At 29.2% G+C, this 23112-nt stretch carries 23 protein-coding genes; 9 read left to right on the forward strand and 14 right to left on the reverse strand.

The window, feature by feature from the left end; translation table 11 throughout:
- Window positions 1–122: 122 nt before the first annotated feature.
- From ppk1 to VLK81_RS03820, 3 genes are read right to left on the reverse strand one after another with little or no spacing between them, the layout of a single operon-like run.
- The gene (ppk1, locus tag VLK81_RS03810) at window positions 123–1358 is read right to left on the reverse strand and encodes a polyphosphate kinase 1 (protein ID WP_324619341.1); all 1236 of its coding nucleotides are present in this window, start codon (window positions 1356–1358) and stop codon (window positions 123–125) included.
- Window positions 1303–2259: a polyphosphate kinase gene (locus VLK81_RS03815; protein ID WP_324619343.1), complete on the reverse strand. Its 957-nt coding sequence runs from the start codon at window positions 2257–2259 to the stop codon at window positions 1303–1305. The genes ppk1 and VLK81_RS03815 overlap by 56 nt, the downstream gene beginning before the upstream one ends.
- Before the next feature lie 9 nt (window positions 2260–2268).
- Complete coding sequence (locus VLK81_RS03820; RefSeq protein WP_324619345.1) at window positions 2269–3156, reverse strand: Ppx/GppA phosphatase family protein; 888 nt, start codon at window positions 3154–3156, stop codon at window positions 2269–2271.
- Window positions 3157–3385: 229 nt separating this feature from the next.
- On the opposite strand from VLK81_RS03820, the gene VLK81_RS03825 reads away from it, so the two are divergent.
- On the forward strand, window positions 3386–3886 hold the full coding sequence (locus tag VLK81_RS03825; protein WP_324619347.1) for a MogA/MoaB family molybdenum cofactor biosynthesis protein: 501 nt from the start codon (window positions 3386–3388) through the stop codon (window positions 3884–3886).
- Window positions 3886–4959: a D-alanyl-D-alanine carboxypeptidase family protein gene (locus VLK81_RS03830; protein ID WP_324619349.1), complete on the forward strand. Its 1074-nt coding sequence runs from the start codon at window positions 3886–3888 to the stop codon at window positions 4957–4959. The genes VLK81_RS03825 and VLK81_RS03830 overlap by 1 nt, the downstream gene beginning before the upstream one ends.
- On the opposite strand, the gene VLK81_RS03835 is transcribed toward VLK81_RS03830, so the two are convergent.
- The 3 genes from VLK81_RS03835 to VLK81_RS03845 all read right to left on the reverse strand — a co-directional run bounded on the left by VLK81_RS03835 (window position 4948) and on the right by VLK81_RS03845 (window position 6127).
- A complete protein-coding gene (locus VLK81_RS03835; RefSeq protein WP_324619351.1) occupies window positions 4948–5085 on the reverse strand; it encodes a hypothetical protein in 138 nt (45 codons plus the stop codon). The genes VLK81_RS03830 and VLK81_RS03835 overlap by 12 nt on opposite strands.
- Window positions 5085–5795, reverse strand: coding sequence for a hypothetical protein (locus VLK81_RS03840; RefSeq protein WP_324619353.1), 711 nt, complete (start codon window positions 5793–5795; stop codon window positions 5085–5087). The genes VLK81_RS03835 and VLK81_RS03840 overlap by 1 nt, the downstream gene beginning before the upstream one ends.
- An 89-nt stretch (window positions 5796–5884) precedes the next feature.
- Window positions 5885–6127 carry a hypothetical protein gene (locus tag VLK81_RS03845; protein ID WP_324619354.1) on the reverse strand — a complete coding sequence of 81 codons (243 nt, stop codon included), beginning with the start codon at window positions 6125–6127 and terminating at the stop codon, window positions 5885–5887.
- Window positions 6128–6617: 490 nt separating this feature from the next.
- Here VLK81_RS03845 and VLK81_RS03850 point away from each other — a divergent pair, with 490 nt between their 5' ends.
- Both VLK81_RS03850 and VLK81_RS03855 read left to right on the forward strand, forming a co-directional pair.
- The gene (locus tag VLK81_RS03850; protein ID WP_324619356.1) at window positions 6618–7745 is read left to right on the forward strand and encodes a cell wall-binding repeat-containing protein; all 1128 of its coding nucleotides are present in this window, start codon (window positions 6618–6620) and stop codon (window positions 7743–7745) included.
- Window positions 7746–7884: 139 nt separating this feature from the next.
- Complete coding sequence (locus tag VLK81_RS03855; protein ID WP_324619357.1) at window positions 7885–9126, forward strand: uracil-xanthine permease family protein; 1242 nt, start codon at window positions 7885–7887, stop codon at window positions 9124–9126.
- 60 nt (window positions 9127–9186) lie between these two features.
- Here the strand turns inward: VLK81_RS03855 and brnQ are convergent, their stop codons facing one another.
- A complete protein-coding gene (gene brnQ, locus VLK81_RS03860) occupies window positions 9187–10530 on the reverse strand; it encodes a branched-chain amino acid transport system II carrier protein (RefSeq protein ID WP_324619359.1) in 1344 nt (447 codons plus the stop codon).
- A 173-nt stretch (window positions 10531–10703) separates the two neighbouring features.
- On the opposite strand from brnQ, the gene VLK81_RS03865 reads away from it, so the two are divergent.
- Genes VLK81_RS03865 through VLK81_RS03875 form a run of 3 tightly spaced genes read left to right on the forward strand, consistent with a single transcriptional unit; the run spans window position 10704 to window position 15260 of the window.
- The gene (locus tag VLK81_RS03865; RefSeq protein WP_324619360.1) at window positions 10704–12623 is read left to right on the forward strand and encodes a putative glycoside hydrolase; all 1920 of its coding nucleotides are present in this window, start codon (window positions 10704–10706) and stop codon (window positions 12621–12623) included.
- 57 nt (window positions 12624–12680) lie between these two features.
- Window positions 12681–13778 (forward strand): glycosyltransferase, encoded by a 1098-nt coding sequence (locus tag VLK81_RS03870; RefSeq protein WP_324619362.1) that lies wholly within the window; start codon window positions 12681–12683, stop codon window positions 13776–13778.
- Between the two features lie 60 nt (window positions 13779–13838).
- Entirely contained in the window at window positions 13839–15260 is a 1422-nt protein-coding gene (locus tag VLK81_RS03875) for an IS3 family transposase (RefSeq protein WP_324618579.1), read from the forward strand.
- A 117-nt stretch (window positions 15261–15377) separates the two neighbouring features.
- Here the strand turns inward: VLK81_RS03875 and VLK81_RS03880 are convergent, their stop codons facing one another.
- Genes VLK81_RS03880 through VLK81_RS03905 form a run of 6 tightly spaced genes read right to left on the reverse strand, consistent with a single transcriptional unit; the run spans window position 15378 to window position 18485 of the window.
- Window positions 15378–15683, reverse strand: coding sequence for a cysteine-rich small domain-containing protein (locus VLK81_RS03880; protein WP_324619363.1), 306 nt, complete (start codon window positions 15681–15683; stop codon window positions 15378–15380).
- Window positions 15673–16212, reverse strand: a complete 540-nt coding sequence (locus VLK81_RS03885) for an aminotransferase class I/II-fold pyridoxal phosphate-dependent enzyme (RefSeq protein ID WP_324620454.1) — start codon at window positions 16210–16212, stop codon at window positions 15673–15675. The genes VLK81_RS03880 and VLK81_RS03885 overlap by 11 nt, the downstream gene beginning before the upstream one ends.
- 10 nt (window positions 16213–16222) lie before the next feature.
- Window positions 16223–16705 carry an aminotransferase class I/II-fold pyridoxal phosphate-dependent enzyme gene (locus VLK81_RS03890; protein ID WP_324619365.1) on the reverse strand — a complete coding sequence of 161 codons (483 nt, stop codon included), beginning with the start codon at window positions 16703–16705 and terminating at the stop codon, window positions 16223–16225.
- Window positions 16705–17640 (reverse strand): adenosylcobinamide-phosphate synthase CbiB, encoded by a 936-nt coding sequence (gene cbiB / locus VLK81_RS03895; RefSeq protein WP_324619366.1) that lies wholly within the window; start codon window positions 17638–17640, stop codon window positions 16705–16707. The genes VLK81_RS03890 and cbiB overlap by 1 nt, the downstream gene beginning before the upstream one ends.
- 1 nt (window position 17641) lies before the next feature.
- A complete protein-coding gene (locus VLK81_RS03900) occupies window positions 17642–17941 on the reverse strand; it encodes a nucleotide-binding protein (RefSeq protein ID WP_324619367.1) in 300 nt (99 codons plus the stop codon).
- Entirely contained in the window at window positions 17916–18485 is a 570-nt protein-coding gene (locus VLK81_RS03905; protein WP_324619368.1) for an AAA family ATPase, read from the reverse strand. Before VLK81_RS03905 ends, VLK81_RS03900 begins: the two co-directional genes overlap by 26 nt.
- A gap of 150 nt (window positions 18486–18635) precedes the next feature.
- Here VLK81_RS03905 and VLK81_RS03910 point away from each other — a divergent pair, with 150 nt between their 5' ends.
- On the forward strand, window positions 18636–19856 hold the full coding sequence (locus VLK81_RS03910; protein WP_324619370.1) for a glycosyltransferase family 4 protein: 1221 nt from the start codon (window positions 18636–18638) through the stop codon (window positions 19854–19856).
- Between the two features lie 40 nt (window positions 19857–19896).
- Here the strand turns inward: VLK81_RS03910 and VLK81_RS03915 are convergent, their stop codons facing one another.
- On the reverse strand, window positions 19897–21279 hold the full coding sequence (locus VLK81_RS03915) for an O-antigen polymerase (protein WP_324619372.1): 1383 nt from the start codon (window positions 21277–21279) through the stop codon (window positions 19897–19899).
- Between the two features lie 86 nt (window positions 21280–21365).
- On the opposite strand from VLK81_RS03915, the gene VLK81_RS03920 reads away from it, so the two are divergent.
- The gene (locus VLK81_RS03920; protein WP_324619373.1) at window positions 21366–23102 is read left to right on the forward strand and encodes an ABC transporter substrate-binding protein; all 1737 of its coding nucleotides are present in this window, start codon (window positions 21366–21368) and stop codon (window positions 23100–23102) included.
- Window positions 23103–23112 lie beyond the last annotated feature (10 nt).

Genomic DNA, 23112 nt, shown 5'->3' on the forward strand with positions numbered 1-23112 from the left:
TTTATGGATATTATTTTTTATTTGGGAAGAATAATAGCTTTAGTCTTTCAAGGAAGGATAAATTTTTAATTTGTATAACTTTTTCTTCTTTTTTATCTAATGACTTTATTATAATTTGCTCCTTATCTATAGCTTTTTTTTCCCTTTTCACTTGATGAAAGATTTGCTTTTGAGAGTGTTTCTTTTTCAGCTTTTCTACTTTCTATCCTATTTTTTTCAAGAGTAGCTTCTCTAATAAATATTTCCTGACAAGAATCTTTATTTGGATTTAGGTGGGTATAGCTTGAGTCAGAATTTAATATTGCAATTCTATTATTTTTATCCATTATGGTGTCTAAAATTTTTATAACTTTCTTTTTTAATTTTTCATCTAAGACTGGAACGCAAATTTCAACTCTTCTTACTAAATTTCTAGTCATAAGATCTGAAGAACCAATATAGACTTTTGCTCTTTCATTTGGTCCGAAAATATATATTCTTGGATGTTCAAGGTACCTTCCTATAACAGATGTTACCTCTATATTATCGGTCTTGCCTTTTACTCCAGGTATTAAACAGCATATACCTCTTACGCTTAGCTTAACCTTAACTCCTGCCCTTGAGGCTCTAGCTAGTGCATCAATTACGTCTCTTTCTGTAATAGAGTTACACTTTAACCTTATAAGAGCTTCTTCACCATTGTTCTTTCTTGTAATTTCTTCATCAATTAGATTTATTAAGGTGTTTTTAATTCCATTTGGAGCGACTAAAAGTTTATCATAATCTCCGCTAAGGTTTGATATCATCATATTTGTAAAAAACTTTTGAGAATCTAAACCAAAATCTTTGTCGGCTGTCATAAGTGAAAGATCGGTGTACATTTTTGCTGTTTTTTCATTATAGTTGCCAGTACCAAATTGTGAAATATATTCAATTTTACCTTCGTGGTGCCTTGTAATAAGGGTGATTTTGGAGTGAACTTTGAAATCTTCAAATCCATATATTATAGTGCAGCCCGCCTCTTCAAGTCTTTCAGACCAATCTATATTATTAGATTCGTCAAATCTTGCCCTAAGTTCCATAAGAGCAACTACTTCTTTTCCATTTTCTGCAGCATTTGCTAGGTACTCAGCAACTTTTGAAATAGATGCAAGTCTATAGATAGTTATTTTTATTGAAATAACTTCAGGATCATTTGAAGCTTCTTTTAAAAGCTGTAAATATGGATCCATACTTTCAAATGGGAAGAATAAAAGTTTATCTTCTTCTTTTATTTGATCTATGATTGACCTATCAGGGTCTATATTTTCTGGATATATGGGGTTAAAAGGATGGTAAGATAACTCCTCTTTTTTTTTCTTGGCTAAGTTTATCTGCAAGAGAAAAGACATAGGACATTTTAAGTGGTGTAGATGTAAAATAGATGGCGGACTTTTCTAGATTTAAATGATTTACTATAAAGTCTAAAGTATCCTCAGAAAGATTTCCATTTATTTCAAGTCTAACAGGCTCCAGTCTTCCTCTTTTTTTAACGGCTTTTTTCATTAATTTTCTAAAATCATCATCAGCTTCATCAAAATCTTCTGTAAAAGTTATATCTGCATTTCGAGTTACGCAGATTACAGCCTTATCTAAAATTTTGTAGTTATAAACTTTTTCAAGATTATTTATTATTATTTCCTCAGTTAAAATATATCTGAGTGGTTCTTTAGATAGGAAAAATATGTCTTTTGTTATTGGTGATGACTGAATAAGGCCAATAAAGTCTTCTCCATTCTTTGCGCTTAGTTTACTAACTATTACAGGGATATTGTTTTGTAAATGTGGAAAAGGGTGGTGAGAATTTAAAACAATTGGGGTAATTACAGGTAGAATATTTCGCTCAAAATAAGAATCTACAATTTTTCTTTCTTCTTTTGTAAGTTCTTCATATTTTAAGTTAAAAATACCTTCCTGTCTTAAACTTTTTTCTACCTCATTAAAAGCCTTATCCTTCATTTTTATTAAAGGATGGGTAGCTTCATAAATCTTTTCTAGCTGCTCGCTTGGAGTCATATTTGTTTTGTTATCATAGGTTATTTCCTTGATACTTTCTTGGTCCTTTAATGATCCAACCCTAACCATAAAAAACTCATCTAAGTTACTTACAAAAATAGAAATAAACTTAAGTTTTTCAAGAAGGGGAGCGTCATCATCAAAGGCTTTTTTTAAGACTCTTTGATTGAAACTTAACCAAGATAATTCTCTATTTTGCGTGTAGGATAAATCTTTATTTGTCATTTTTTCCTCCTATAAATATTTTGCCAGATAACCTTCTCTAGCTCCATAATTAGAAACTAAAATTGACTTTGCTTTAACTTTTTTATTGATATAGTTTAAAATGCAGAGTCCAGGAATTATCGTGTGAATTCTTTCTGGACATTTTTTAAGTATTGCATCCCTTGATAATTTGTAGTCTTTAAGTAAAAAATTAGTTAAATCACCAAGTTCTTCCTTTGTAATTACAATATTGGATCTAGGAAAACTATTAGTGTGATTATTCAGCTTAGAAAGAGACCTTATTGATCCTCCAATTCCTATAATATCTAAGTTTTTACTATATGATAAAAGACTTTTATCTGGAAATACTTTTTTACATTCATTTGTTATTGCCTGATATTCTTTTTCGCTTGGAAGTATATCTGATACATTATTTTTAAATGCCTTTAAAGATCCAATAGGGAAAGACGTTGATTTTATTATCTTATTTTTTCTAAATTCAACAATTTCAGTTGATGATCCCCCAATATCTATAAGTAGCCCTTCTTGGAGATCTACGTCATATCTTGCACCAATATAGCCAAGCCTACCCTCTTCCTCTCCAGAGATAATTTCAATATCTATTCCAGAAAGTTTTTCAATCATTGCTTTAGCTTCATAGGAGTTATCGATATTTCTGAGAGATGCAGTTGCAAAAACAAGGGTTTGTTTAATATCAAGGTTATCTATAATTTTTTTAAAAGAATATAAAACACTTACAGCTTTTTGAATACCAGCCATAGTTAGTCTTCCATTTTCTACATAGTTAGCTAGTCCTGCATAGGACTTGTTGGTAAGTATTTTAGTAAAATTTTTTTCGAATACCTTATATATATTAAGTCTAATAGTGTTTGAACCTATATCTATAACTGCGTGCATTTTTCCCTCCATTCTCATTTTATCAAATATATTTTAAATCTATGTTAAAAATATATTAAGCCTAGGATAAATAATTTTTTACAAGTTATTAATAAGCTAGAGTAAAGCCTTATATATATATATTATAATTGATATTTGAATTTTTGTTAAAAAATTTGACTAAATATAAAATAAAATGTAATATTAGTATAGATTTTCTAATATTTTAATATAAGGAAGGGGAATAAAAGTGACTAAAGATCCTAATTATAAATATACTGCAGCTATTTTAAGAGTTTCTATGGAACCGATTTCAGATATGAGAGAGGGTGCAATCTCAACTATTATTGAAAAAGCACTAGGAGATAAATATTTAGTTGTTGCAAAAGATATTGTAAACTCTGAAACTTACATTATAAAACAGAAACTAATTGAATACTGTGACTATAAGAAAGTAAATTTTGTAATAACTACTGGGGGGATTGGGGCTAAATTAGAAGAAACAACTCCTGAAGCTACAGAAGAAATTATTGAAAGGCATTTTCCTGGAGTAACAGAGTATATAAGAGATCAAAATATCAAAAATTCTAAGATATATATTCTATCAAGAGGTGTGTGCGGAACAAGAGGTCATACCTTTATATTAAATCTTCCTTATGACGAAGAGCTTGCAAGGGACAACTTAAAACTAGTTCTTGATGTTATTGAATCTGCTTTAGATGATATAATGGAGGGAGAAGGGACTAGGTAATGTCAAGAAGAAGAAAAAGGAAGATTGGTAAGGGAAAGAGAAATAGAATTATTCTTTTAATCTTTTTAACTTTTCTTTTCACCTCACTAACAATAAAATCGGGACTGGTTCCAAAATTATTTGCAAAGCCCTTGCAAAATGAAAACAAAAATAATACTTCAGATGATAAATCTACATCAACTAATAGTGAAAAGATAGAAAAAGAAGAAAGAGAAAATAAATTTAAGGAATTAATTGAGAAATCAGCTTTAAGCATAAACAAAAAGCAGATAGAAATAGATAGAGACCTATTAAATAGCAAGGCAGTTTTTATTATGGATCCAGAAACTGGTGAGGAAATCTACTCCTTAGAAAAAGACACAGTGCATTTTCCAGCATCACTTACAAAGATTGCGAATGCTATTGTTGCAATAGAAAATGAGCCATCAAGTGAAAACTTATATGTAATGGGCGAAGAATTAGTAGATAGAATGATTATGGATGATGCTTCTATGGCTGGGTTTTTTGCTGGAGAGACGCTTTGTTTCAATGATCTATTATATGGAACCATGCTTCCAAGCGGGGGAGAAGCTGCTGTTGCCTTATCTGAAATGGCTTCTGGAAGTGAGGCAAATCATGTAAATAGAATGAACGAACTTGTAGAAAAACTAAATTTGAAGCAAACTCACTTTGCTAATACTTCTGGTTTACATGATATAGCAAATTATACTACTGCCAAAGAAATGGCTGAAATTTTTAGATATTCATTAAAAAATCCAGAATTTAGAGAGCTAATTACTGCTAGTAGTTATACAACTAGCAATACAGAAGAGCATCCTGAAGGTATTTATCTTTGTTATTCCTTATTAAATTATCAGTATGAAAATTCAATTGAAAATGCAGAATTTTTGGGTGGCAAAACTGGTTTTACAGAAGAGGCTAATTTTTGCTTGGCATCACTTGCAAAAGTTTTAGATAAGGAATATATAATAGTTACACTAGATGCAAAAGACAATGAATATACTGGACATCCACACTTTGATGACCAGCACTATATTTTAAATAAATTAAAAGAAGCAAGTCTATCTGACTAGCTTCTTCTTTTTTTGAAAAATGTCATTTCCCTTAATTCTTCTTTTTGTAATTCTAGTTGATAGCTTAACAATTCTAGCTATGCTTGGGGCATTTTTTAAAAGTTTTATTTTTCTAAAAAGACTCATTAAACCACCTCACTACATATTATACCCTTTTGAACTTTTCTATATATATCTTCAAGTTCACTTAATGAGTATTTATCATCAGAAGAAATTGAGTAGTAAAAATTTTTCTCCTTAGTAGAATATTTTATATCATAATAATATATTATTAAATTTTTAATAACATCGGTATATTTTTTTTGATCAATTAAGTCCTTATACAGAGAGACTTTTTTAGAAGATATATATCTATTTAAACTTTCAATAGCTTCTTTAAGTTCATCATCATTATCTTTAACATAGTCATCAAAAATTCTTTTAATCCTAGAGTCTAAAGAAGAAACAACTTCTATTTTCGTAGACGATAAAAGCTTATCGTAGAGAGCATTTGGAAGGTAAAGACTACCAATCTTCCTAGATTCACCTTCTGTAAAAATAATACTACCTGATTTTAAAAGAGATTCGTATAAAAGAGATTCAAACATTTTTTGAGATGGCTGAGGCTTTTCTAAAACTCCTCCTAAGAGTGATCCCTTATGATTTGCTAGATTTTCTAAATTTAAAATGCTATATCCTTTTTCTTCAAGCTTTTTTAAAAGTTCGGTTTTTCCAGTTCCAGTATAACCATATAGACTTATAAAACTTTTTGAATTAATCAAATCATTTAGATTATTATTAATAAAATTTCTATATGATTTATAGCCGCCTTTAATTTGATATATTGGAAATCCCAAGCTAGAAAAAAAGACCAACGATAGATTTTGATCTAAACCCACCTCTAGAACAAAAAATATAAATTTTTCTACCTTCATTTTTATATTTTTCAAAAAAGTTCAAAAAAACTAACTAACTTATCCTTTGCATAAGTTATACCAAGAAGTTTTGCCTTTTCCTTTGAACCTTTCATATACTCTGTTCCAATAATTTTTCTCTCATTTTCAGTAAAAATTGGAAGATTGATAGATGAGGGTATGGTCATTTCAGTATGTTCTTCTCTTGTCCTAACATCTATATAAATCCTATTTTTTTCCTTTAAACTTTCTTCATAAGTAACTATATTTCGCATCTATAACACCTTTTCTTCATATAAATTATAACCCTAAACGAAAAAATAATAAAGATGCAAATAAAAGTAAAGTCCCCTAAAAAACTTTATATTAAATAATAATTCTTTTAACAATAATTGACGAAAATAAAAAAATTATTATAATTATATAATGTAAAATATATATAATTTACTTATACTACTTACAGTAATGTTTTCTTATAAGTAATTTTTTAAGATACTAAAAGCATATAAATAAGAATGATTTATATGTTTTAAGTATAAATTTTATTCTGGGAGGAGAAAGTGAATGTGTTAAATTACAGAAAAAAATTAATGCTTATTTTTTGTAAGACACTTTACATGTTTTAAGTTTAGATAAAGACTGAAAAGATTCATAAAAAATGAAGATACTAGACTTGTTATAGATAGTATTTATAATAGCTGGTGGAAAGATAGATTATCAAATATAAGAAATGTAATAGATTAAGAAATTTGGAGGAAAATTAAAATGAAATTATCACTTAAAAATATGAGTATTGTATTAGCACTTTTAATATCTATAAATCAAGGTGTATTAGCATCTAATGTATTAGATAATGAAAAACCAAATGTAACTGAAACTTATATTAATGAAAGCAATTTGGTAGAAGAAAAAGATGCCAATTTAGATTCTAGCGATAGTAAATCAGTTGAAGAAGATAAAAATGAGAATAAAAAATATATTGTATCAAGAGTTGAAGGTAGGGACCGCTATGAAACAGCTATTAATGCTTCAAATATGCTAATGAATGCTGAAATCGCTGTAATAGCAAGTGGTGAAAATTTTGCTGATGCTCTTTTTGGTGGGCCACTAGCATCTCAGGTTAATGGTCCTATGCTTCTTACTAGCAAAGATAGTCTTCCAAATGGGCTTTTAGAAAAATTAAAAGAATTAAAAGTAAAAACAATTTATCTTTTAGGGGGAGAAAATTCTATTTCGAAAGATATTGAGGATGTTTTGACTAAAAATGGTTATGGTACTATAAGACTTAGCGGAGATGATAGATTTGATACAGCTTCTAAAATCAACTACACAGCCGGCCTTTTAAGAGGTAGCCGTGTTTTAGGAGACACTACTTGCCTTTTTGCAAATCCTTTTAAATTTGCAGATGCTCTTACAGCTGCACCATTAGGATATTTAATGGAACATAGTGGTATTGCATCTAGATTTTTTCCTTATGATGCAAATTCAAATAATGTGAGAGATATGGATATTGTAGTAGGGGGACAGGATTCTATTCCAAAAGGGGAAGAAAAAGAAAGAATTGAAGGAAAAGATAGATTTGAAACTGCTATTAAAATAGCTGAAAGATATAAAGAAATATTGGAGAATAAAAAAGAAATAAAATTATCTAGACTTATTCTAGTAAATGCTTTAAATTATCCAGATGCTCTAGCTGCTGCTCCAATAGCAACTAGCGAAAATGCAGTTATTTTACTAACTAATCCTAATAAATTAAATGAAGATGTTAAGAAATTTATTTTAAATAACGATATAGAAGTTGTCACTATTTTAGGTGGAGAAAGTTCTATATCTAAAGAAGTTGAAGAAGAAGTTAAGTCAATTAAACCTCTTAGCTTTGAAGCTACTAAATAAAATTTTATTTTTCCCTAGCTATTAAATTTATAGCTGGGGAAATTTTTATAAATAATTCTAAATAAATTTATAGGAATTCTTGCATTTAAAAAAATCTAAGAGTATAATAGAAAAGATAAAAAATTTTAAGGAGGACGGAATGAAAGAGAACACGAATGCTAATACATCTATTTCGAAAATGATTATTCTTGGACTTCAGCATTTAATTGCAATGTTTGGAGCAACTGTTTTAGTTCCTATACTTACAGGACTTCCTATTACTGTTGCCCTACTATCAGCTGGTATTGGAACTTTAATTTTTCACTTTGTAACCGATAAAAAGGTTCCAGTATTTTTAGGTTCTTCATTTGCTTTTATTCCTGTTATCTTACAGGTTAAAGAAATGTACAATGGAGATCTTGCTTATGCAACTGGTGGTATATTTTTTGCTGGATTAATTTATGTGGCATTTTCATTTATTATTAAAAAAATCGGTGTAGAAAAAATTGATAAGTTTTTACCTGCTAGGGTAATAGGGCCTATGATTATAGTCGTTGGACTAAATTTAATTCCTACAGCACTCAATATGGCTATGGGAAATATTTATATAGCCTTATTTACCCTTTTAGTTTGTCTATTTATAACTAAATTTACAAAAGGTTTTATAAGACAGCTTTCAATTCTAATAGCTGTATCAAGCGGATATATTGTTTCGCTTTTAACTAATAATGTAGATACTAGTTTAATCACAGAGGCAAAATTATTTACTTTACCACCAGTTTTCTTACCTAAGTTTGACCTTGGAGCAATTCTTACTATCTGTCCAATTGTCATAGCTGTTTTTATGGAACACCTAGGAGATATAAAAACAAATGGACAAGTTGTTGGAAAGGACTTTATAAAAGATCCAGGTTTAAATAGAACTTTACTTGGAGATGGACTTGCAACTTCTGTAGCAAGTTTACTCGGAGGACCAGCTAATACTACTTATGGTGAAAATACTGCTGTTTTAGCTATAACCAAAAATTTTGATACAAGGATTTTAAGACTTGCTGCTGTCTTTGCAATTATACTTTCTTTCTTTGGTAAGCTAGGAGGAGTTATGCAGTCTATACCCACATTTGTAATGGGCGGAATTTCTCTTATATTATTTTCAATGATAGCTCTTGTTGGAGTTAAAACAATAAAGACAAATAAGGTTAAATTTAATTTTCAAAATATTTTAATAATGGCTAGTATACTTTTTCTTGGATTTTTTGGATCCTATATTGAAAAAAAATTCGGAATTGTTTTGGGAATTACAATAAACGAAGCTGTTGCGATAAAAGGACTTTCATTTGCAGCTCTAGTTGGAATTATTTTAAATGCTATTGTAACTAAAATTGAAGAAAAAGAAAAATAAATTAGATTAAATGTTTAGAAAGAAAAAAGGAGTTAGACTATAAAAGTCTAACTCCTTTTTTTATACAGTTTCAAAACTTTCAGTTTTTTTAGATTTATAGATGAATAAGCCAATTATTCCAAGAAGTATTGCAGGAATTAGCCAGCCAAATCCAGTTGAAGCAAGGGGGAATTTCTTTAAAAATTCATTTGATACTGCTGATATTTCAACAAACATTGCTCCAAGTCTTTCTCCTAAAATCTTAGTAACTGGTTTTTTTATAGTTTCTAAGGCTTCTATAATTCCCCAAAGAAGAGTAAATGATAAACTTCCTACATAAAAGCCCTTATTTAAATATTTATCAAAAAAGCTAATTATTATTAAATTTAAGGTCATCGGATAAAAAATAGTTAGTAGTGGAACAGCTATTGCAACTATTGTTTCAACGCCTAATACTGACATGATACAGGAAAATGCAACGCAAATAATAACTAGAGTTTTATAGGAAACTTTTCCTTCAAAAGTTTCTGAGAAAAATTCTCCGAATGTAGCAGTTAGTCCAATAGATGTTGTAAGGCAGGCAAGCATAACAGCAAGTCCTAAAACTATAGATCCTAAATTTCCAAGCAAATTTTTTGCAATAAGATTTAAAAGCTCAACTCTTGAAACATCTGGGCTAGCAATTGTACCAGCAGTTGAACCTATATATACAAATCCGCCATAAACTATAGCAAGACCAACTAATGCAACTAGTCCAACGCCCTTACAAGTTTTATAAAGTTCTTTTTTATCAGTTATTCCATGGCTTTTTAAACCATTTACAACAACTACAGCCATAACAACGGACCCTAAGGCATCCATAGTTTGGTATCCGCCTACGAATCCATTTTTAATATTTTCTGTAAGACCTGTATTTATTGCAGGACCAATAGGTGAAACAATAGATTTAACTAGCATAGTAAGTAAAATAACTAAAAGTAGAGGCGTAAGAATATTTCCAATTTTATCTATTACTCCACTAGGTGATAAAACAAAATAAAGTGTTATGGAAAAAAATATAATGCTAGTTATAAAAGGGTTGATATTTCCAAAAATTGGTACAACGCTCATTTCATGGGTTGTAGCTGCAGTTCTAGGTATAGCTAAAAGTGGCCCAATTGAAAGAGTTATTAGAGCACCATATATGTTTGGAAAGTGTTTACCTAAAGGTTTACATAGGTTTTGAATAGTTCCTCCAGCTTTTGCAGAAGCTAGTGTTCCTAGAATAGGAAAACATACTCCAGTTACCATAAAACCAAGCATGGCATAAAACCATTTATCTCCATTTTGAAAACCAATTGTTGGTGGGAAAATTAGGTTTCCTGCGCCAAAAAACATTGCAAATAATGCAAAGCCAGCAGTAAAAATTAATTTTTTATTCTTCAAGTTATCTCCTCCAAATTTATGATATCCATATTATATCAAAAAAAAGATTACTTTACAATGGTAAATAAATATTTAAAAGAAAATTATTTTCAAAAAAATAAAAATTTGAGGAAATTAATACTTTATAGTATAATTAACTCATTAAAATATATATTACAAGTGAGGAAATGATTTTGAAAGATAACTATAGAAAACAAAAAAGGAAGAGAAAAGCACTAAAAGTTAATATAATAGCCAGTCTTATACTTATTATTTTCATTAGTTTAGTCGTGGCGATAGGAAATCTAGTATTTAACAAATCTGATTTTGAAGCAGATAAAGATAACAAAACAAAGATAGCTGATAATAAAAATAATAAAGAAAATAAAGATCTTAATGAAGAAGGGAAAAAAGATCCTGAGGAAAAACCTGAGCTTTCAGAAAAGGATAGGGAAAAATTAGAAGCTGAAAGAAAAGAAAAATACAAAGAATTTTATGTTCCTCTGCCAAAAGAAAATTTGAAGAGAGAGGATAAAAAGGTTAAAGGTCTTTATGTAACTCAAACCACTGCCTCTTATAATTTTAGTGAAGATAATATAAAGCTTTATGAGTCATACATAAAAGCTTTAAATGAAGGTGGAGATACTTCTTCTATAGATGTATCTCAAGTGAATAATCTTGAAAAAATTCTTGCGATTTGTAACGAAACTGAAATAAATGCACTTGTAATTGATATTAAATCGGATGATGGATATATAACTTGGAGTAGTGATGTAGAGGTAGTTAATAATTTGGAAACTGCTATTCCTGCAAGGGATGATAATTTCAAAGCACTTTTAGAATATATGAAAGCTCATGATATTTATCCTATAGCTAGGATTGTAGCTTTTAAAGACTATAAACTTCCTGAACTTTTACCAGAGCATGCTATGCAGCTTAATGAAGGAGGAGTCTATAGGGATGATCAGGGAATGGGCTGGGTAAACCAATATGATCCATATATCTGGTCCTATGTTTTAGCTGTTTCAAAGGAAGCTGCTCTTAGAGGATTTAAGGAAATTCACTTTGATTATGTAAGATTTCCAGACAATGCCGCCCACTACAATGAAATTGTAAACTTCAAGGGTAGGGATGGCAAAAGAAAAGATGATAATATAAAAGACTTTTTAGACTACGCAAAAGGCGAGCTAGAACCTTATGGAGTTAATGTTGGAGCGGCAGTTTTTGGTATTATTACTAGAAGCTGGCAAGATTATCCTGAAGACATAGGTCAAACTTGGATAAAGATTTCATCAAAAGCAGACTTAATTTCTCCAATGATTTATCCTTCTCATTATTCAACTGGTTGGTATGGTTATGACTATCCAGATGCAAACCCTTATGGCGTATTTTACCACGCTCTAAGAGAGGCTCTTTTAAAAAATTCTGCACTTAAATCTAGCGCAAAAATTAGACCTTGGATCCAAGGTTTTACTGCTCCATGGGTAGATGGATATATAGAATATACGCCTGAAGTTATAGCTGAGCAGGTTAAGGCAGGTGTTGAGCTTGGAATTGATGAGTATTTGGTATGGAATGCTGTAAATGAATATGATCCAAAAACTTTTATTGAAACTACAAAATTTAGTCAAAATAAGCTTCTCGATCCAAATAATTTGCCAGAGTATACTCAAACCAATATTGATAGTGAGAGAAATAATGAAAAACCAAGCGTTTTAGATAAAATTGGAAATAGCCCTTATCAAGTTATTTCAGATTATTTTTTCAATATCAATGGAGGCTACTTAGACAAAGTTTTCCTTTATACAGCTAAAAATAGGAGAGAGGAAACTTATGAAGAGTTTGAAAAAAACTTTTTAGCAAAAGGAATTGTTTTAAAGGACTGGAGAGTTTTAGGAGTAGAAAAAGTTGATGGTGGATATAATTTTAAAGTTTCTCTTTCTGACTCAGAGGGCGAAGGTTCAGTTTTCAAAGAATCTACTATAAAAGTTATTTTGGAAGATTCAATATTTAAAGTAGATAGTAATAGTTTAGAAATTGGTAGTAGTAGTAACTCTTCAGAAACTGATGCTACTAGCTCTGAAAATAGTGCTAGTGAAAGTACTAGCAATTAATAATTACAATGGAGGTTTAGATTTTCTAAGCCTCTTTTTTAAAAAAGGAGAATATTTATGAATATTTTGTATTTGGCAGATGCACATTCATCTCATACGAAAAAGTTTGTAGATTATTTTTTAGGTAAAGGACACGAGGTCTCAGTTTTTTCGCTCTCGTCAGGAGAAATTGATGGGGCAAGAGTTCAAAGTTTAAATATAAAAAACGAGAGCGGTTTATCATCTTTTAAAAAGTTCTTTTTATATTATTCTAAAATTGGTAAACTAAAAAAATTTATTAATGAAGTTAAACCTGATATAGTTCACGCTCATTACGCTTCTAGTTATGGGATGCTCGCAAGGCTTTCTGGCAAAAAATATATTCTTTCTGTTTGGGGTTCTGATGTGTATGATTTTCCAAATGAAAATATATTAAAAAAGCACCTTATAAAGAAAAATTTAAATAAGGCAAGTGTTATTCTCTCAACCTCAAAAGATATGAAATTAGAAGCTAAAAAGTTTACAGATAAAGAAATTATAGTAACGCCTTTTGGAGTAGATATTAATGAATATAGACCTATGGAAGTTGAGAGAATTTCAGATTTTACTGTAGGAACCATAAAAGCCTTTTATAAAAAATATGGATTTGATTACTTAATAGAGGGATATAAAGGATTTCTAGAAGAAACAGGAGCGGATTCTAAGCTAATTCTTGCTGGAAAAGGACCAGATTTCGATGAAATTGTAAAAAAAGTTTTGGATTTAGGAATAAAGGATAAAGTTATTTTCCCTGGTTTTATTAATAAGGAAGAAGTTATAAAAACATTTAACCAAATGGATGTAGCCGTTTTTCCTTCAGTATTAGATTCTGAAAGCTTTGGAGTTGCTGCTGTTGAGGCTGGAGCTTGTGGGGTATGTCAAATAGTTTCAAATGTGGGCGGATTACCTGAAGCTACAAATCCTGGAGTATCTTCAATTTTAGTTCCTAAAGAAAATTCAAATGCTATTAGAGAAGCTCTCGTGAAACTTTATAAGGATAGATCTCTTTTAGAGAAAATGTCTACTGAAGCTAGAAAATATGTAGAAGATAATTATAATATTGAAGATAATTTTGCTGTGATAGAAAAAATATATAATAATTTTAATAAATTTCAAAATAAAAAAGAGCTGGATTAAAATGAACTGACCCCAAAAAGTTGGACCTGAAAAACCAACTTTGAGGAGGTCATTTTTTTCATGGCAAAATATAGTACAGAATTTAAGATAAAAGTAGTTAATGCATATCTAAATAACGAAGGAGGATATGGAACTTTAGCTAAGAAATATGATATAAATGGTGCATCAATAGTTGAAAGATGGGTAAATTCATACAAAACACAAGGATATGAAGGCTTAAAAATTTCTAGAAAAAATAATAGTTACTCTTTCGAATTTAAGAAGAATATAGTAAACTTGTACTTAACAGGAGAAATGTCCTATCAAGAACTTTCTAATCAATTTAAGATTAATAATCCAGCGATCATTGCTAGATGGGTAATTGATTTTAGAAATCAAGGACTTGATGGACTTAGACCTAAAAAGAGAGGAAGACCTTCAAGTATGACTAAAGATAAAAATAATGAAAAAGAAAAAGAACAAGTAAAGAAAGAATATTCTAAGGAAGAGATAGACGAAATTGCTGAACTTAAAGATAAGCTTTACTGGGCACAAATGGAAATAGATTTTCTAAAAAAAAAAGATGGAATTAGAGGACGAGGAAGATCAGAAAATGAGAGAATGGCTAGAATAATTCACTCATTAAGAGAAAAATATCCACTAAAAGATTTACTTAAACAATTTAATTTTCCAAAATCAACATACATGTATTGGCAAAAAAGATTTGATAGAAAAAATAAAGATGAAGCCTTTGAGAATCAAATCAAGAAAATAAGAAAAGATAATCCAAACTATGGATACAGAAGAATACATGCGATGCTTAGAAGACTTGGAATTTTAATAAACAAGAAAAAAGTTCAAAGGTTGGTACAGAAGCTGAAACTTCAGGTAACAAACTTTGCACGTAAATCAAGAAAATATTACTCATACAAGGGAACAGTAGGTAAAGTAGCACCAAATAGGATAAAAAGAAGATTTAAAACATCTGTAGTACATCAAAAAATCACAACAGATACAAGTGAATTCAAATACTATGAAACAGATAAGTATGGGAATATGCAAGTAAAAAAACTTTACTTAAATCCTTTCTTGGATATGTTTAATGGAGAAATCATTAGCTATTCAATAACAACTTCACCATCATTAGAGGCAATAATAACGCCTCTTGAAGAAGCAATTTCAAAGACTTCAGATTGCAAGTTTAAAAGAATTTTCCATTCAGATCAAGGATGGGCATATCAATTAAAACAATATACTGAAAAATTAGAATCTAATGGAATTTTACAGAGTATGTCAAGAAAAGGAAATTGCTTAGATAATTCTCCTATGGAGAATTTCTTCGGGATATTAAAACAAGAAATTTACTATGGTAGAACGTTTAAATCATTTAACGAACTAAAAAAGACAATAGAAGAATATATAAAATATTACAATGAAGATAGAATAAAAGAAAAACTTGGATATTTAAGTCCAGTTGAATATAGGAAATTAAATGCAGCTTAGCTGCGATTTCCCCTAGGGGAAATATGAGGACAAAAAAACCAGAGACAAATATTTCTAAATGTCTCTGGTATAAAGTCCAACTTTTTGGGGTCACCTTAAAAACTCCAGCTCTTACTTTTATTTATCTTCCTTACTTTTTCTATCTTTTTCTTCCATTTCTCTAATATTTCTTTCAACTGCTTTTGTGAAAACTTCTTCTCTAAGGAGATTATTTATGTGGTCATATCCACCCTTTGAGTGAGGAATAAGACATTTTGAGCAGTCCTTAATTCCACTGTGATAAGTATAATTTCCCTTACAATCATCTAATAAGTAAAGGGGACAATAGCAGAACATACAGTTAAAATCATCTTCATTTTTAACTTCATGGCATGGAAAATACTGGCAGTCCTTGTTGCAATAAAATCTATAGCTATTTTTCATTAATATACTCCTTTATATTTTCAAAAAATAAATTATTATTATCTACATCTTTAATATTAATTCTTACATAAGTTTTGTCAAGTCCTCTAAAACCATCTGCCTGTCTTATAAGAAAATTTCTTTTAAGTAAAAAATTAAATAAATTTTCTGAATTTTCTTGAAGCTTTATTAGAAAGTAGTTTGAGGCGGTTGGAAAGACTTTAATTTCTTTTATTGTCTTTAAATTTCTTTCAAATATTTCCCTGCTTTTATAAAGTTCATCTATGCTTTTTTTTATATAATTTTTATCCTTAAAAATATAGCTTGTTGCAAGATCTGCAAAAGTATTTAATCCCCAAGGAAGCATGGAACTCTCTATTTTTTGAATTATTTCTTTTTTTGCTGCCCCATAACCTAGTCTAATTCCTGGCAAGGCGAAAAATTTAGTTGCAGCTCTTAAAACTATAAGCTCATATTCATCTATAAAATCAACTGAAGAATAATTAAACTTTCCATATTCATAAAAAGCTTCATCTAAAATTAAGCTTATACCTAATTTTTTAGTCTTTTTCGAGTATTTCTATAAATTCTTCTCTTGAAAAAGAAAAACCAGTTGGATTATTTGGATTTGCAAGTATAAGTGCTGAATTTTCTAACTTATCTAATCCATCTAATAGAGACGGTCTAAATTTTAAATCTTCTGAATAGATGTTTATTATGTTTTTTCCATGAATTTTAGCTAGTCTTTCATATTCTAAAAAAGATGGATTAAAGATAATAATAGTTTTAAAAAGATTTATTGCCATATCTTGAATTTCAACAGATCCATTTCCTAAGATTACATTTTCTTCACTTGTATTTAGGTATTTTGCTACTTCTTTTTTAGCACGTCTATATTTTATGTCTGGGTATTTTTCCACTAAACTGAAATTTTCAAAGAGATATTCCTTTAAACCTTTTGGTGGTCCAAGAAAGTTTATGTTTGAGGAATAATCTATAATTTCTTTTTCATTTTTATATTTATAAATTTCTGCTCCGTGCATTACATAATACCCTTATAAAAAATTAAATATATAGCATATATAATCAAAAATAGAATTTGTGACTTGTACATTATCTTTATAGTATCATCTATATCTTTAGCTCTTATTGGTCTTTTAGCATCTCCAATATAAGGCTTTTGAACATAAATATTATCATAATATAGGCCGCCTCCAAGTTTAATTCCCAATATACCTGCTACAGTTGCCTCTGGCCAAGCTGAATTTGGAGAGCTAGATTTGTTGTGGTCTCTTAAAGTAATAAAAAATGAGTTTTTTATTCCATATTTTGGGATTGATGATATCATCATTAAAAAGGATGTTAGTCTGGCAGGTATAAGATTTGCTAAATCATCAATTTTAGCTGGGAAAAATCCCAAATCTTTATATTTTTCATTCTTATAGGCAACCATAGAATCCATGGTATTTATCATTTTATAGGCAAAGGCAAATTCTAATCCAAAAATAAGGTAAAACATTGGAGCTATGACCCCGTCAGAGGTATTTTCTGCAACCGTTTCAACAACTGCTCGAATAATTCCCTCTTGGCTTAGTCTTTCAGTGTTTCTTCCTACGATAAATTTAAGCCTATTTCTACCTCTCTCTAAAGAAATTTTCATATTTTTCTTAACTTCTCTAGCTTCATCTGCTAAACTTTTTGCAGCTATTGTGGTATATCCAAGGTGAATAGTAACTACTAGTTTAAGGTATTTATTAAAATCTAGTAGTTTTAAGAAATATCTAATTAGGAAAAAAGTTCCTAAAATATTTATTAAAGCCATTAAAAAACCAGCAAACTTTAATCCCTTTGGACTTTTAAATATTTTTCTTATTAACTTTTCTTCTTTATTTATTATAAAGCCCATAAGTCGAACAGGATGGGGAAGACTTTCAGGGTCACCTAAAATCCAGTCGATTAGGCAGGAAAAAATTAGCATATTATTTTTCTTCCTTTATCATTTTATATATTAGATCCATATCCATATTTTCCTCAATGATTTTTGAAAAGTTTTCTATTTCTTTATCAGCTTCTTCAATCGTAAAACCTTTATTTGCCTCTTTCATTTTATCTATTAGGGAATCTTCATCTGCAATATTAATTTCAGAGTAAGGCACAACACCTACAACAGGAACTCCAGTAAGATCTTCAATCATTTTTAATCCGCTTTTAAGTAGATTTTTGTCTCCTCTAAATTTATTTATAATAAAGCCTTTAACTCTTTTTTTTTGCACTTTCACCTAAAAGCATATAGGTTCCATAAAGATGTGCAAATGATCCGCCCCTATCTATATCTGTTACTATTAAAACATTACTATTTGCAATTTCAGCCATGCCTGAATTTACAAAATCATTTTGGTTAAGATTTATTTCTGCTGGAGAACCTGCACCTTCAATAAGGATTAGGTCATGAGAATTTGAAATTTCTTTATATAAGTCTATAATCTTTTTTTTATAAAATTCTTTTTGCTTAAAATAATCTACCGCCTTATATTTTCTATCTTCCTTTCCTAGATAGTATACAAATGACGCATCATTTGCTTTTGGAACTAGAAGTATTGGATTCATATAGACGCTTGGCTTTATCCTAGCTGCGATTGCTTGTATATATTGAGCTGTAGCCATTTTATCACCATTATCTAATAAGACAAATTTAGAACTCATATTTTGAGATTTAAAAGGGAAAACATCAATACCCTTATTTGAAAATATTCTAGCAAGACCAGTACATAATAAAGACTTGCCACTTGAAGAAGTTGTTCCCTGTATCATTAAACTTTTCATAAATTAACTCCTAAATCAATGTTAATAAATACATTTTACCATAATTTAAGTGATATTTGTAGGCAAAACTGATATATTTGAAAAAAGTGAATCTCTAGTATATAATTATATAGAATTTTAAGAAAAGCTATATTTTCTTAGGGGGATATTATGAAAACTGTTTGGATAATTAATCACTATGCAGAGCCGCCTGAAGTTGGTAAGTACTTAAGGCATTTTAATTTTGCTAGAAAACTTAAAGAAAAATATAAGGTAAAGATTTTTACTGCTTCCACTGTACATAATACAGATGTAAATATTATTGAAGATGGAAAAAGTTATGTTGAAAAGACAATAGATGGCGTAGACTTTGTTTTTATAAAAACTTCTAGGTATTTTGGCAATTCTTATGCCAGGATAAAAAATATGTTTGACTATTATTTTGGGGTACAAAAAGTTACTAAAAAATTTGGAAGTTGTGATATTGTGTATTCTTCTTCTCCTCATTCACTAACATGGCTTGCAGCTAGAAAGATAGCTAAAAGATATGGGGCTAAATTTATTGTTGAAACTAGAGATCTTTGGCCGCTAACTTTTATTGAAATGGGCAGGATGACTAGGGGATCAATACCAGCAAGAATTTTATTTAAGATAGAAAAAAGCATATATAAATCTGCAGATAGATTAATATTTACAATACCTGGGGGCTACAAGTATGTTGAAGACCTTGGGCTTGATTCGAGTAAATGCTCCTATATTAATAATTTTATAGATTTAGATGAATTTGATTATAATGCAAAAAATAAAGTCTATGAGGGAAAAGAGTACAATGAAGATAAATGCTTTAAGGTTGTCTTTACAGGCGCATTAGGAAAGGCTAATAATCTAATGGAACTACTTAGGGCTGCAAAATATCTAAAGTCTATGGGAGAAAATGATATTAAGATTTATCTTTTCGGCTATGGGGCAGAAGAGGAAAATTTAAGAGCTTTTAAAGAAGAAAATTCCTTAGACAATGTTCACTTTATGGGAAAAGTAAAAAAAGAAGTTGTTCCAAATATATTAGTTAAATCTGATTTAAATATAATTACTTTAAACCATATTCCAGGATTATTTAAATATGGTCTATCTCCAAATAAAATATTTGAATACTTTGCTGCAAAGAAACCTATACTTATAAATGTAAAGTCTGGATTTGATCTTGTTGAAAAGTATCAGGCTGGAAAGAGCGTTGATGGGAAGAGTGAAAAGCAGTTAGCAGAAGCCATATTAGAATTTAAAAATATGAATCCTTCAGATTATGAAAAATATGCTAATAATGCAAGAAAAGCTGCCCATGACTTTGAACTAGATAAATTAACTGAAAAATTAATAGATGTTTTTGAAAATTAGAAAAGCTGTTTGGCTCAGTCCAAACAGCTTATTTTTATAATTATTTAAATTGTTTTTTATTGAAAAATTTTATTTTTGAACCAATTTTTATGAATAGGGTCATAGCTAAGCTCACAATTATTATAATTGTCCATATACTAGAAAATACATAATCAAAATATCCTCCATACAAGGTCATTAAAAAGTTCATTGTAAAATATGTGAACATGGCTATAGTAATTGGAGTTTTCTTTATTCTGTTAAATATTATATTAAGTAGTGCAAAAAGAATTGGTACATGAATGCTAGATATAAGTAGTCCAACTGGACCGTAATTTGCATAGGCTTCTCCAAGGAATAGACCATTATAAACACCAGATGTTCCCGCTCTAGCTCCTAAGAAATTTACTTCCTGCATTACAATTTTTCCACTTCTAATTATTTCAGAATCACCAAAAATAATTTTATGGATAGGGTTAGGAATACTTTTTCCATTAAGCAAACCAGCTCTATGAGTAAATATTTCAATGTGTAAAAAATAACCAGAAGGTGTTGTAAAAAGAATTCTATTGATTGGACCGTCTAAACTAAATATTTGATCAAAACTTAGACCTACAATAAATCTATACATTAAAATAATAGCAATTACAGCAAACACAAATAAGCCAGCGACAAGAATTACGGGGATTTTATCTCCATAATAAATTCCAAGAAGAATTAAAGATACCCAGTAGATTATTATTGGAGCTTTTTGTAAGTTGTAAAATGAAATTAAGTTAGATGCCAAAAACATTATAATAAATAGTGCAAGCCATTTTTTCTTCTTAGTTTTTCTAAAATATATATATGTGATAAAAGAGATAAATGGAGTAAGGGCTACGGCAAAAATATTTTTTATATATTGATTTCCAGGAAACTCATTTCCAGCCATTATTCTAAGCCTAGCAAGAGTCTCAGAATCTGTTCCCTTTATTAAGTTTAAAATTGGAGAATTGTTAATACCAATTTTTAAGAAGGTATATAAAACGGCAAGTAAACATATAAGACTTGCTATAACTAAGGCGATAAATTCTATATTTGAGTTTTTATGAATAAGTGTATCTTTTTTTAAATATTCCTCATGTTCAATTGGGTCATATCTAAAAATTTTAAAAATAATAAGGCTAACAATAGGAAAAGCTAAAAATAATAAAATAGTTGAAAAATATGCCACTACAACTGATGTAGGATGTCTTACAAAAGCCATGGCTTGATGACTATATCCAAGCATGAGAAAAGTAGTTCCTATTACTGAAAGAATTAATAGAAAATAAAATGCTCCAGAAATTGGACCTATCTTTAGTGGGTTAAGTGTCCTCGCTGCTTTTACATAAAAATAGGTCGATAAAAATACTATTACTATTCCTGTTATAAGATATAAGTTATTAATTAAATTAAAATTCATCTTGTTTCCCTTCCTAGATTCTACTTGATATTAACATTTATATATTATATCATATAATAGATATAAATTGATATAAAGGAGTCCTTATGAAAAAACATATAAAGCTTGTTTTTCTAATGTTTTTTATACTTATTTTTGCATCTTGTTCTAAGCTAAATAATGTAGCGGAAATTTCTGAAAAAGATAAGATTCTAAATGCCGAAGAAGCTAAAAAAAGAGAATTTGCTAGGAAGGCTTTTACCTATAGAAAAGATAAAAACTTAGATACTTTAACTTTTGGCCTTCTTGGAGAAGATGGAAATTATAATCCATTTTATTTTCAAACTGAATCTGATGAAAAGGTAGTTTCTTTTTTATTTAGAAAACTTTTTTACATTGAAATGGATGGACTTGATAGGAAAATTATTCCAGTCTTAGCTGAAAAAGTTGAAATTTCAGATGATTTAAGAACATATTCTATAAAATTAAATAAAAATGCTAAGTGGCAAGATGGTAAACCTATCAAGGCTAGAGATTTGAGCTACACGCTAGAGACTATTCTAAACTCAGATAAAGCCAACTTATGCATGGATTTTAAAAAATATGGTAAGTTTGATTTTGAAATAGTTGATGACTATAATTTTATAATAAATTTAAAAGAGCCGTCCTATTCTTTTTTATTTGATTTAGAAAAAATTTACATGGTTCCTAAACATATTTTTAAATTAGAAAAAGATAAAAAATATAATTTCGATAATATAAATGAGCTTGTTGGATCATCGCCATACAAGGTAAAAAAAGCTTATTTACATGAAAAATATCATACAAAAACTATTGAACTATCCTATATTGGACAGGAAAAAACTGATATAAAAACTATTATTTTAAGATATTCTTTGAATAAGCTTACAAATAGATTCGACTTAGAAGACTATAATATGAATTTTGGTATCGTTGACCAAAATGGAGGTAGGCATTTTATAGCAAATGAGATTTATAATGTAAAAATCTTTAGGGAAGGTTACGATGCTTATTTTCTATTCAAGTTAAAGAGTAAAAATAATCAGGATCCAGTTTTTAGAAAAGGGGTTGGAGAATATATTTATAGCGTTTTAGTTCCAAACCACTATGGTTTAACAGATTTTGTAAAAAAATCAGATAGCGTTTTTTCTCCTACGACTATGTATTATAGGCCAACAATCCAGTTTAACAAAACAATTTTTGATAAGGAGATAGAATATATTAGAAAAAAAATAGTTACTCAAAATTATAATCCCGTATCATTTGCTTTTTATGCCTTAAAGGGAAGTAGAGAAGAGGGAATAGCAATCTCACTTGAGGAAGCATTTAGGTCTAGTAATATTGAATTTAATCTTAAACCATTATTTTTAGATGAACATATAGAAGCCATAAAAAACAAAGATGCAGATGATTTTGATTTTACTATTTTTGAGAACAAGACTACTAAAAGTCCCTATGACTTTGTAAAGTTTTATAGAGAGGATTTGTTGGCTTTAAGCGGCGAGGGAAATGAAGAAGTAGTTTCAATGTTTGAAGAGGCAGATAGAGAAACAGATCCTATAAAAAGAGATAATCTATTCTCAAAACTTCAAGAAAAATTAATTGACCTTTGCTATATTTATCCTTATGTAAATGTCGGTAGTCAGATGATAGTTGATGAGAGATTGGATATAAGTGAAGCTATACCTAAATTTGATAGTTATGTTTTGCTTCCAGAAAAAATAAAAGTTATAGAAAAGGATTATAATCTTGATGACTATAATTTCACTGAAAAAGACCTTTTAAAAGATAAACACGACTCTAAAAATATTAAACGAAAGTAGAGATAATATA

The organism is Citroniella saccharovorans, from assembly GCF_035481615.1.
GTDB classification, from domain to species: Bacteria; Bacillota; Clostridia; order Tissierellales; family Peptoniphilaceae; genus Citroniella; species Citroniella saccharovorans.